Annotated in this window: 8 protein-coding genes; 4 read left to right on the top strand and 4 right to left on the bottom strand. The window is 77.3% G+C overall.

Translation table 11 applies throughout. The annotated features are described in order from the left end of the window. Positions 1-146: 146 nt before the first annotated feature. Positions 147-1,598, bottom strand: coding sequence for a condensation domain-containing protein (locus ACZ4UX_RS22570; protein ID WP_465707947.1), 1,452 nt, complete (start codon positions 1,596-1,598; stop codon positions 147-149). Between the two features lie 176 nt (positions 1,599-1,774). Then, entirely contained in the window at positions 1,775-2,584 is an 810-nt protein-coding gene (locus ACZ4UX_RS22575; RefSeq protein ID WP_465707948.1) for a class I SAM-dependent methyltransferase, read from the bottom strand. A 255-nt stretch (positions 2,585-2,839) separates the two neighbouring features. Here ACZ4UX_RS22575 and ACZ4UX_RS22580 point away from each other — a divergent pair, with 255 nt between their 5' ends. Continuing rightward, positions 2,840-3,397: a DinB family protein gene (locus ACZ4UX_RS22580; RefSeq protein WP_465707949.1), complete on the top strand. Its 558-nt coding sequence runs from the start codon at positions 2,840-2,842 to the stop codon at positions 3,395-3,397. A 228-nt stretch (positions 3,398-3,625) separates the two neighbouring features. After that, the gene (locus tag ACZ4UX_RS22585; RefSeq protein ID WP_465707950.1) at positions 3,626-4,009 is read left to right on the top strand and encodes a hypothetical protein; all 384 of its coding nucleotides are present in this window, start codon (positions 3,626-3,628) and stop codon (positions 4,007-4,009) included. A gap of 12 nt (positions 4,010-4,021) precedes the next feature. On the opposite strand, the gene ACZ4UX_RS22590 is transcribed toward ACZ4UX_RS22585, so the two are convergent. Beyond that, positions 4,022-7,033: an AfsR/SARP family transcriptional regulator gene (locus tag ACZ4UX_RS22590; protein ID WP_465707951.1), complete on the bottom strand. Its 3,012-nt coding sequence runs from the start codon at positions 7,031-7,033 to the stop codon at positions 4,022-4,024. Positions 7,034-7,680: 647 nt separating this feature from the next. Next, positions 7,681-8,766, bottom strand: a complete 1,086-nt coding sequence (locus ACZ4UX_RS22595; RefSeq protein WP_465707952.1) for a MinD/ParA family ATP-binding protein — start codon at positions 8,764-8,766, stop codon at positions 7,681-7,683. A 217-nt stretch (positions 8,767-8,983) separates the two neighbouring features. Here ACZ4UX_RS22595 and ACZ4UX_RS22600 point away from each other — a divergent pair, with 217 nt between their 5' ends. After that, positions 8,984-9,772: a hypothetical protein gene (locus tag ACZ4UX_RS22600; RefSeq protein ID WP_396486626.1), complete on the top strand. Its 789-nt coding sequence runs from the start codon at positions 8,984-8,986 to the stop codon at positions 9,770-9,772. 213 nt (positions 9,773-9,985) lie between these two features. Continuing rightward, the gene (locus ACZ4UX_RS22605) at positions 9,986-11,347 is read left to right on the top strand and encodes a hypothetical protein (protein WP_465707953.1); all 1,362 of its coding nucleotides are present in this window, start codon (positions 9,986-9,988) and stop codon (positions 11,345-11,347) included. Positions 11,348-11,500: the final 153 nt, after the last annotated feature.

Below are 11,500 nucleotides of genomic sequence, written 5' to 3' on the forward strand. Positions count from 1 at the left end.
GACCGGTTTACTAGCGTACGAGCCCGCGTGAGGAAAAAACGACCAAGAACCCCCCCCGCCCCGAACGCAACCCCTCGCACCCCCCTCTCCCGGCCGACCGGTGGAGCGGTCGGCCGGGCCCCCGTGCGGGGCGGCGGCGCGGGTGGTCAGGAGGCGGGCACGGCCAGGGCCGGGGCCAGCGCCCGGGCCTCGCTGAGGATCAGGGCCTCGACGCCGTAGAGGAACCGCTCCATCGCGGGGCGGGGGAGCACCGAGCTGTCCGCCGTCATCGCGAGCTGGAGCGCGTCCGGGGTCTGGAGCGCGTCCAGGGCGTAGGAGAGGCCGGGGCGCGGCGGGAACTCGACCGGCCAGGTGAGGGTGGTGCCGGCGGCGGCCGCCCCGGCTCCCGCTCCGGCTCCGGGGTCGGGGTCGTGGTCGGACCCGGGCTCGGGGTCGGGCCCGGGGTCGGGCTCGGGCTCGGTGTCGGGCGCGGCGAGCATCGACGGGAGCAGGTCGCGGGTGTCGTTGAAGACGCAGGAGCGGTCGGCGAGCGGGCCGTGCTCGGCGGTCAGCCGGGCGATCTCCTCGTCCAGCAGGCGCTTGTTGTAGTAGGCGTGCCGGTAGGTGGCGATCGAGGCGGCATGGGTGCGGCGGACGGCGTCACCGAACTCGCCGTCCGCGTTCGGCAGATGGAACAGGCCGTCACCGGCCACCGGGCTCACCGCGGAGGCCAGCCCGGGCAGGAACCGGTTGTTGACGATCACCTGGAGCACCGCGTCCGGAGAGCCGGAGAGCCGCGCGGTCATCACCGCCACCGCGGCGAGCAGCACCGAGGACGTGCTCGCCCGGTGGCCGGCCGCGACCGTGTCGACCGCCCGGAGCAGCGCCGGGGAGCTGAGCACGGCGTTCGGGAAGGGCTCCGGCGCGTCGGTCGCGGCGGGCGGGAAGAGCCGCGGCGGCCCCAGCCGTAGCTTGCGCACCACATGGGCGCGGGCGTTCACATCGCGCCGCAGACCGCGCGCGGAGGTCTGGAACTCCGCCTCTTCGAGCGGTTGCTGGGCGCCGCGGAGGGTGCTGATGGCTTCCACCGAGGCGCCCTGCGCCAGCTCGCTGAGGTCCAGCACCAGCAGGCCCATGCCCGCGCCGTCCAGCGCCGTGTGGGAGAGGACGAGCGCCATGTGCCGGACCAGCCCGGCCGTCTCGACCAGGCCGACGCGTATCGGCCACTGCGCGGTGCAGTCGAAGGGCAGCTCCGCCAACTCCTCGTGCAGGGCGGCGCCGACCGCGGCGAGGTCGGCCGCGTCGCCGTCGCACCGGCGGGTGTGCACGGTCAGCCGGCCGGCCGGGTCGACGATCTGCCGCAGCCGCCCCCGGTCGTCCTCGACGAGCCGGGTGCGCAGCGAGTCGTGCAGCTGGAGCAGGCCCTCCAGGGCGCCCAGCACGACCGCCACCGGCAGGCCCGGGTCCAGCGGGGCGGAGGCCGTGATGTTGTAGCGCGGCGCGTCGGCCGGAGCCAGCCGGCCCACGGCGTCCCAGATGGCCTGCTGGCCCCAGGTGGCCGGTCCCGTGCCGGATCTGCCGGACGAGAAGTCGATCTCCAGGTGCTGACTCGTGGTCACCGTGTGCTCTCCGATGTGCGGTGGTGGAAGCGGCGCGGTGCGGCTGCGTCGCCTCCTCGGCATGGGGCGGTCGGTGCGGTGGGAGCGCGTGTGTTGCCAAGGGAAGAGTGTGGCGCACCGCCATGGTCACGTCGAGCCTCGGATTTCGGCCGGGGGCGCCGCCCGGTGCGGTGCGGTCAGACGCGGGTGGCGGTGACTAGGTGGTAGTCGAGCAGGCCGCTCTGCCAGGCGGCGAGGAAGTTGCGGGCCCAGTGGCCGGGCGGCACGGTGTCCTTCAGGTAGCGGTCCAGACCGGGCCAGACGGCGGTGCCGATCGACTCGGTGGTGACCTCGGTGAAGCCGGCGGGGGTGAGGTCGTCGGTGAAGGCGACGAGCGGGTGGGCGACGTCCAGGCCCTCGGCGAAGCTGCCGAGCAGGATGCTGAGCCGCTCGGCGACCTCCGGGCCGGAGCTGAAGAAGGTCGTCACGGCCAGCCGGCCGCCGGGGCGCAGCACCCGGGCCGACTCGCGGGCGAAGCCGGTCAGTTCACGGAAGTGCTGGGCCGCCTCCACGGAGTAGAGGCCGTCCAGGGCGGCGTCCGGGAAGGGCAGGTCGTCCGCCGCGCCCAGGCTGTAGGCGAGGCGGTCCGGGAACGTCGCCAGCGCGCGGGCGTTGACCGCGCGGGCGCGCTCGACCTGGTCCGGGTGGATGTCGACGCCCGTCACCGCGGCGAAGCGGAACTCGCAGAGCGCGAGGGCCGCGCCGAGGCCCCGGCCGCAGCCCACCTCGGCCAGCCGCAGCCGCTCGGTGGGGGCCGGGAACGTGCGCAGCACCCGGCGGTACAGCTCCTCCTGGCTGCGGATGCGGTCCTCCGGGGTGGGCGCGTCGGTGTCGATGCCGCTCCAGTCGCCGAAGTTGATGAATCCGCCCGCGAAGCTGGGGGCCTGACTCAGGTCGTCGACGCCGTACGTCCGTCGGACGGTCGCGGGAATGCGGTTCTGGTCCATCGCTGCTCGGCTTCCTCGTGAGGCGGGCGCCCGGACCTCGGGCGCGCCGAGGTACGTACCCAAACCGGTCGGCGTACGAACGCGGACCGTGACGAATGAGGCCTGGGAGGTACGGCGAGTGACGGCGTGTTGACGGGGCCGGGCCCGCGGTGCGGGGCGGACGGGAATATCGGGTGGACAGCGGGGCCGGGATGGGCCTGGGATGGGAGTGGTGCCCGGCCGGGGTGCCCACACCCACCCGACCGGGAGACCGAGATGACCGAGACGACCGCGACGACCGCGACTACTACGACCACGACCACCGGGACGACCGACGCACGGGTCGCTCCGCCGCTGACCGGGGGCGAGCGCGAGATGCTGCGCGCCTTCCTGGACTACCACCGGGCGACCCTGGCGATGAAGTGCGAGGGGCTGACCGAGGAGCAGTTGAAGCAGCTGTCGAGCCCGCCGTCCACGCTGAGCCTGCTCGGGCTGGTGCGGCACATGGCCGAGGTGGAGCGGACGTGGTTCCGCCGGGTGATCGGCCGGGAGGACGTCCCGCTCGTCTGGTCCCCGGAGGGCGACTTCCAGGTGGCGTACGACGCGGCCGACGCCGACCGCGGCGAGGCGTTCGCGGCCTGGACGGCGGAGGTCGAGCACGCCCGGCGGATCGAGCGGGAGGCGGAGTCGCTGGACGTCACGGGCTACATGCCGAAGTGGGGCGCGGACGTGTCGCTGCGGCTGGTGATGCTGCACCTGATCCACGAGTACGCCCGGCACAACGGGCACGCCGACTTCCTGCGCGAGGCGATCGACGGAACGGTCGGCGCGTAGCGGCGCTCCCGCCGGGGCGCGCGGGACGCCCCGGGCGGGTGACGGGGTGTGTACGGACCACTGCCGCCCGGGCCGGGTGGCCGACGGTCGGTCCGCCACGGCGCCGGGGGCGGGCGAGGTGGTCCCGGCGCAGGTCGCGGACGTAGTTGAACGCTGCACGGGGTGGCAGCCGTTCTCGTTCACATGACGGTGATGATGACCGAGCGAGGCGCTGGCATGCTTGCTGGCATGGTGGAGATGGCGGACGAGCCGGAGATCCGGGAGCTGATCGCCTCCTGGTTGGCCGCGGAGCCCCGGGAGGAGGCGCCGACGGGCGAAGCGGGGTGCGGCCACGGGCTACCGGCGCCGCCGGCCGGCGGCGCGGAGGTCGCGGCGGTGGCCCGGCGGCTCGCCCTGCGCGGACTGGACGGCTCACGGCTGCTGCCGGTGCCGGACGGGCTGCGCCTGGTCGCCGAGGCGCTGGTGGTCGACGAGCACCCGTCCGCGCCCGGGTGGGCGCCGCTGGAGCGGGCCGAGGTGGTGGAGTGGGTGGCGATGCTGCTGCACCGGTTCGGCGAGGACGGCGTGCAGGAGCTGATCGCCGAGCTGGCCGGGGACGCCGGGCCGTCCTAGACCCGGGCGGTCCTAGACCCGGCCCGGCCGGGCGGCGGCCCGGTGGTGGTCGCCGGACCGGCAGGCCCGCCGGACCGTCACCGTGCTCCGGCGCACCCCGGCCTCCGGGTGGCGCGGGACCTCCCCGCACGGGCTGCTGCGGTCGTGCGGCCGGCTCCGGCGGGCGCCGGACGCGGCCGGTAACGCCCGCCGGGCGGACGGCGCCACGGTGACCGCGCCGGCCAGCGTGGCCAGCCGGCGCTCCAGCTGCCGGGCGACGCCGGCGTCCCCGAGCCGCTCGTACAGGCAGTGCGCGGACCGCAGGTGCGAGGCGGCCTCCACCGGACGGTCGGCGTCCAGCAGGAAGTCGGCGTAGTGGCGCTCCGCCACCGCCTCCAGATGGACGGCGCCGGCGGCGCGACAGCGTTCCATGGTCTCCCGCCAGGCCCGTCCGGCCTCGGCCGGACGGCGGAGCTGCTGGAGCGCGTGCGCCTCGTTGACCATGGCGGACAGGTGGTACGTCGCCTGCGGGTGCTCCGCGAGCAGCGCCCGGGCCTCCCGGGCCCGGCGCAGGGCCTGCCCGGCGTCCCCGGCGAAGCCGTGCAGGGCGGCGGTGTTGCTGAACGCGAAGGGCGCGTGCTCCGCGAGGCCGTGCGCGCCGGCCAGGGCGATCGCCCGCTCGCCCAGCCGGACGGCCTCGGCGTGCTCGCCGCGGGCCGCGCTGGCCACCGCCAGCACGGTGAGGGCGTGCACATGGACGTCGCCCCCGGCGTCCGCGGTGCGGGTGACCGCTCGCAGGGCCAGCCGGTGGGCCTCCTCGGCCCGCCCGAGGCCGCTCAGCGCGCGGGCCGTGGAGGCCTCCATCGAGGCGACGGCGGCCGGATCGCCGGTCAGCACGGCCGACTCCAGCCCCGCGCGCAGGCAGGCCAGCCGGTCCGTCCGGCGGCCGGCGCCGTAGTAGAGGCAGTTGGCCAGGTAGGCCAGCCGCCAGGCGCGCCGGTGGTCGCCGAGGTCGGCCGCCGAGGTGACCAGGCCGCGGATGGTGGGCTCCTCGGCGCGGAACCAGTCCAGCGCGGCGCGCACGTCGGGCAGCCGCGGCCGGGCCGGACCGGGCGGCGGCGGACCGAACGGGTCGAGGCCGGGCTGGAGCAGCCCCGCGCCGTGCGCGGCGGCCGCCAGGAAGTGGTCCACCAGTGCCAGGGTGGCACCGGCGCGCTCCGACGCCGGCCGCTCGTCGAGGAGTTCGGCGCCGTAGAGGCGGATCAGGTCGTGCCGGCGGTAGCGGCCCGGGGTGTCCTCGGTGAGCAGGTGGTGGGCGGCCAGCGAGCCGAGCGCCCGCCGGGCCTCGGCGGTGTCGGTGGCCAGCAGGGCGGCGGCCGCGTGGGCGTCGGTCTCCGGGCCCGGGTGCGCGGCGAGCAGGGCGAGCAGGTGGACGGCGGTGGCCGAGAGCCGGCGGACCGTCAGGCCCAGCGCGCTGCGCACGCTGATCGCGCCCTGGGTGTCCAGGGTCTGCAGCCGGGTGCGCTCGTCGGCGAGTTCGGGCACGAGGTCGGCGATCGCCCAGCCCGGCTGGGCGGCCAGCCGGGCCGCGGCGATCCGCAGCGCGAGCGGCAGGCGGTCGCAGAGCTCGGCGACCTTGGCCGAGGCCTCCGGCTCGGCCCGGACCCGGGCCGGGGTCAGCAGGTGCTCCAGCAGGCCCAGCGCGTCCTCGGCCGGCAGCGCGCCGAGCCGCAGCAGGGCGGCCCCCTCGGTGACCACCACGTCCTCCAGGGAGCTGCGGCTGGTGATCACGGTGGCGCAGTCGGGCCCGGCCGGCAGCAGGTCCGCGAGGTCCTCGGCGTCACCGGCGTTGTCCAGGACGACCAGCAGCCGGCGCCGGCCGGTCAGCGCCCGGTAGAGCGCGGCCCGGGCGTAGCGGTCCTCCGGCAGCTCGCGCTCCTCGACGCCGAGAGCGCGGAGGAACCTGCCCAGCACCTCGACCGGGCCGGTGCGGTGGCCCGGGCCGAAGCCGTTCAGGTCGGCGAAGAGCAGGCCGTCGGGGAAGGCGCCGGCCGCGGCGTGCGCCCACTGGACCACGGTCGCGGTCTTGCCCGCGCCGGCCGGGCCGGTCACGACGGCGAGGCTGCCGCCGCCGTGCGGTCCGGCGCACTCGGCGTCCAGCCAGCGCTGCTCGGCCGCGCGGCCGACGAACCGTGCTGCCGCGCGGGGGAGTTGGTTCACAGCCGGGCGGGGGTCCGGCGGGTCGACCGGGTCGACCGGTACGGGCGGCGCGGCGGGCGCAGCGGGTGCGGCAGGGGTCGGCTCCGGGTCGGCGGTGAGCATGTCGTCCACGGCCGACTGCAGGGCGCGGCCCGGCGCGAGGCCCAGCTCCTCGGCGAGCCGGCGCCGGGTGCGGTGGTAGGCGGTGAGCGCGTCGGCGAAGCGGCCCGCCTGGTGGAGGCAGCGGACCAGCAGGGCGGCCAGCGGCTCGTGGAGGCCGTCGGCCTCGGCGGCCCGGTCGAGGTCGGTGACGGCGTCGGCGCCCCGGCCGAGCCGCAGCAGGCGCTCGGCCCAGCACTCCAGCGCGCGGGTGCGGCGCCGGTCGAGCCGGTCGGCGACGGCGTGCCGCAGACCGGTCTCGGGCAGGTTGGCCAGGGCCGTGCCGCCGTGCCAGAGGTCCAGGGCCTCGCGCAGCAGCTTGACGGCGGCCTCGTCGCTCCCGGGGGCGCACTCCCCGGCGGCCAGCGCGGTGAGCCGCTCGAAGAGCAGCGCGTCCACCAGCTCGGCCGGGCCGTCGAGGCGGTAACCGGGTGCGCGGGTCAGCAGGGTGAAGGGGGAGTCGGCGATCTGCTTGCGCAGCGCGGCGATGTGCCCCTGTACGGCGGCCCGGGCCCGGGCGGGCGGGGCCTCGCCCCAGAGCAGCTCGAAGAGCCGCTCGACCGGGACGGTGCGGCCGAGTTCGAGCGCCAGCAGGGCCAGGACGGCGCACCGCTTGGGGCCGGCCGGTTCGACGGCGCGACCGTCGGCGGCCCGCAGTTCCACCGGCCCCAGCAGTCGAATGAACACGGATCCCCCCAGGTAGAAGCGGATCGTCTCAGCTTTCCGTCCACATCTCGGCCGCAGTCTAGCCACGCCCGACGAGCGGTCCGGGCCGCCCGGCGGACGGCGGTACGTCGGCGAAGCATCCCGGCTCAGGCCGCCACCGGCCGTCACCGGCGGCTCGAACGGCGCTCCGGCGCCCGGCGTACGACCGCCGTTCGTGAGGAATTCACTGACGGTCAATCAGGTGGTTGCGGGCGCCGGCGGCCTCCGGGGAGGCCGGGTGGACAGGTCTACCTGACGCGCTCGTGCCATGTCCACGGCCGGTGGGGCGGGCCGTCGGGCGTCGGCGGGGTCCGCAGGCTCCGGGCGTAGCGGCTGGTCGGGGCCGCGTACTGGGGCCCGAGCGGGCGGTCAGGCCGCTGGTGGCGGGGTGCCGCCCGGGCCGGCCGCCGGTCGGCAGGCGTCCGGCAGGGGAGTGGCCGGGCATACCAGGTATGCACGTCGGGGCACGGTCTTCTGCCCGAACGGGCGGGTCTTTCGGGCAGCTCCGGGGGGGGGGAGTGGGCGTTCGGGGGCAGGTGGGAGGGGCAGCCGGGGGCGGCGGGGCGCCGTCGGCGGGCTCACCGGTCGGCGGGTCGGGGCGGCGAGGTGCGGATCGGCCGCCGGTGGGCTCACCAGCCGGTGGGTCGGCCCGCCCGCCACAGCTCGTCGCCGATCAGCGCGGCCAGCTCGCGGACCGCCCGGCGGGTGCGGTGGCCGAGCCGACCCGGCTCGGACTCCGCGGCAGCGGCGAGGTGCTCGTCGAACGGCACCTCCACCACGCCCCGGCAGCGGGTGCCGAAGTACGCCCGCAGATCCGCCGGGTGGACCGGGCGCCCGGCGCCGCGGACCGCCGAGATCGCGGTGACGGAGCGTTCGGCGAGCTCCCCGTACCCGTGGGCGTGCAGCAGGTCGAGGGTCGCGGTGGCACGGCCCGCGCCGTCCACGCTCGGCGTGGTGACGAGGACCAGCTGGTCGGCCAGGTCGAGCACGCCGCGCATCGGGCCGTCGAGCAGCCCCGCGCCCGCGTCGGTCAGCGTGAGCGGGTACCGCTCGGCGAGCGCCGCCAGGACGGCGCGGTAGTCGCCCTCGTCGAGCGGCCGGCCCACCGCGGGGTACGCCGGGCCGGCCAGGACGGCCAGCCCGCTCGGGGTCGGGGAGAGGTACGGCCGGGGGTCGACGGCCGCCGGGCCGCCGCCGCGCAGCGCCGCCGCGAGCTCGGTGATGCCGACCCGGGACGGCGGACCGGCCGGCCGGACCGGCGAGTTCGGGTACGGCGCCCCCGCGTCCACCGCGGCCACCGGCTCGCCGCGTTCGGTGGCGAGCATCGCTCCGAGGGCGCGCACCAGCGAGGTCTTGCCGACGTTGCCGGTGGCGCTGATCACGGCGATCCGGCAGCTGCCGTGCAGCGGCGAGCGGATGAGCCGCAGCTGCTCGCGGCCACGGCGCTCCCCGGTGCGCAGCACGTCCAGCACGCTGCGGCGCTGCTCCGGAAGGGGGCGCGGGGCGGGCGGGGGCAGGGTGGGCTGCGGGGGAGCGAACCGCGGCACGGGCGGGGGCACCGTGGGCCGCGGCGCGGGGTGCGCGACGGGCAGCGGTGCCGGCGACGCGGTGGCGGGGCAGGGGGCGGGGGCGAGCCGCGGCAGCAGGACGGTGCCGAAGGCGTCGAGAGCCGCCGCCGGTGCGGGGCGGTACGCGGTGTCGGGGCCGGCGGTCATTGTTCTCCTCCTGGCGCGGGCTGCGGTCACACGGTCCACTTCGCTCTACGGATCGCCGACGCGCCGCAGTTCAGCGGCCTGTCCGGGCTTCCCGCCGGCTCCCGGATCCACCTCCGGGCGGTGAACCGGAGCCCGCCGTGCCGCCGTAGACGACAGGGGGGCCGTGCGGCCGCCGGCCCAGGGCGACACGTCCTGCGGGACCCGAAGGAGAGCAGTGATGAAGCACGTTCGAGCGGCCCTGGTGACCGGAAGCGCCGTCGCGGCCCTCGCCGCCGCGGGTTCGGGGACGGCGATGGCCTGGCAGCCGGCCGACGCCTCGCTGAGCGTCGGTTGCCGCACCGACGCGGCCCACGTCGAGCTGGTCCTGGGCAACAACTACCGCGCCGCCGGGGAGTACACGCTGACCCGGGTCGGCAGCGACGAGAAGTACCACGGCACGGTGGCCGCCCACGGGTCGGTGAAGGTCACCGTCGGCTACACCGGTCAGGGGGACACCTGGCGCTACCGCCTGGCCGACACCCAGGTGGAGAAGCGGATCGCGGACGTGCCGCTCTGCGTCACGCCGACGCCGACCACCACACCCACGCCCACGCCGACGGCAACGCCGACCACCCCCGCGCCGACCACCCCGGCTCCCAGCACGACCCCGAGCCGCACGGCCACGCCCACGCCGACGGGCTCGGTGACGCCGACCCCGAGCCGGACGCCCAGCGGGTCGGCGAGCCCGACGCCCAGCGGGACGCCGAGCCGGCCGGTCACGCCGCCGCCCAGTACCAAGCCGTCCGACCGTCCGACGCCCACGGCGTCCCAGTCGTCCTCGCCCGCCGCCTCCCCGAGCCCCTCGGCCTCGCCGTCCGTCACGGCGGTGCCCGTCGGTACGGACCTCGCGCACACCGGTGGCGGCGGCGGTTCGGCGCTGATCGCGGGCGTCGGCGGCGGCGCCCTGCTGCTCGGCGGCGGCGTCCTGGTCGCGGCCCGGCTCCAGCACCGCCGACGCACCGCCTGAGGGCCGGTCGGCCGCGGCGGCCCTGAACCCCCGGGCGTCGCGGTCGCGCCCCGGTGAAGCCGCGGACGCCCGGCGCCGTCCGGTGGGCCCCGGTCTCGTCCGGTGGACGTGCGGGGGCCCGGCCTCGTCCGGTGAACCACCGGCGTCCGGCGAGCCGTCGAGCGAGGTGCGGGGTCGGCCGGTCCCGCACCCACCGACCTGGGGAGGACACCCGTGCTGCGGATGGACGGAGCATGGCGGATCACGGTGATCGGCAAGGACGCCGCCTTCGACCAGCGGGCGGTGGTGCGCACCCCGTACGGCGCGGTGGTGCTGCCGGGCCGGGTGGGGGCGTCGCTGGAGGTCCCGGCGCAGGAGTGGGAGCTGCACCTGGAGCACTACGCCCCCGGCCTCGGGTGGCGGCCCAACGTCCGGGTGCTGCCCGGGCCGTTGCAGGCATCGGACGGCGGCCTGCGGTCCCGGGTGGTGCGGAGCAAGGACGTGGACTGGGTCGACGGCGACCCGACCGAGCGCAACTTCACGCTGCGGCTGGTCTGCCTGGACGCGGCGGCGCCGCAGGAGGAGCCGGCTTCGGCGCCGATCCCGGCGGCGACCCCGGTGGTCCGCACCTCCGCGGACCCCTATCCGGGCACGGCCACGCTCGCGGGGACCGACCGGTTGGGGTACCGGACCGCGAGTGAGGACGGGCGCGGCAGCGGGCAGGGCAGCGAGCGGGGCAGCGGGCACGGGGTCGAGCAGGGCCGTGGGCACGGCGTCGGGCAGGAGGGCGTCGGCACGGCGTCGGCCGGGTGGGGGCGCGGTCCGGCGGCTCCTTCCGGGCGGGGTGCGGATCAGGCGGTTGCCGGCGGGGAGCCCGCCGTGGCGCACGACCCGTGGCAGTCGCTCCCACCCGTGCCGGAAGGCTGGGAGCGCGTCCCGGTTCCGCTGTCCGAGCTCGGTCCCGGGGAGGTCCCCGCGATCCGCCGGAAGAGCGGTCAGGGGCAGGTGCTGGGGCAGGAGCTGGGACAGGCGGCGACCCGGGCCGTGCCGGCCCGTTGGCGGGCGGACGAGAAGGCTTCGGTCGAACCGGCCGCCCTCCAGGAGGTGTTGGCGGGGCGCGAGCCCGTCAGCGGGGCGACCGGTCCGCAGAAGGCGATGCGCAACCTGGGGCCGGGGCAGCCCGCCGAGCGGGCGGTGCCTGCCGAGCGCGCGGTTCCGGTGGAGCGGGCGGTGCCCGCGGTGTGGGAGTCGTCGGCGGAGTGGGAGCCGCCCGCGGTGTGGGACGCCGAGGTGGCGGAACTGGTTCGGCCGGGGATGCCCGCCGGGTACGAGGCCGCCCGGGGAGCGGTGTGGCGCGGTGAGACGGGCCGGCCGGCGGCCCAGCAGGCCTCCCCGGCGGTGCCGCTCGGGCATGAGGCCGTGCGGGGCGTACCGACCGGGAGCCGGGGCGGGGCGGGCACCACCCCCCGGTGGACGACGCAGGCCGGCCCGGCCGACCACGGCGTGCATGCCGAGCGGGCTGCCGAGGTCTCCGGGCAGGAGGCGGTCGCCGGTGAGGCCGGCACCGGGCGGCCGCGGCCGCCCCGGCCGTGGTGAACCCCGCGCGCGGCTGAGCACGACCCGGAGTGACCGTGGACGGTCCCGGGGGGGGGGGGGGGGGGGGGGGGGGGGGGGGGGGGGGGGGGGGGGGGGGGGGGGGGTGGTTGTTGTTGCGGTTTGTTTGCCAGGGGACACTGTTGGGTTTTCCTG

This window comes from Kitasatospora sp. NPDC028961, from assembly GCF_055564815.1.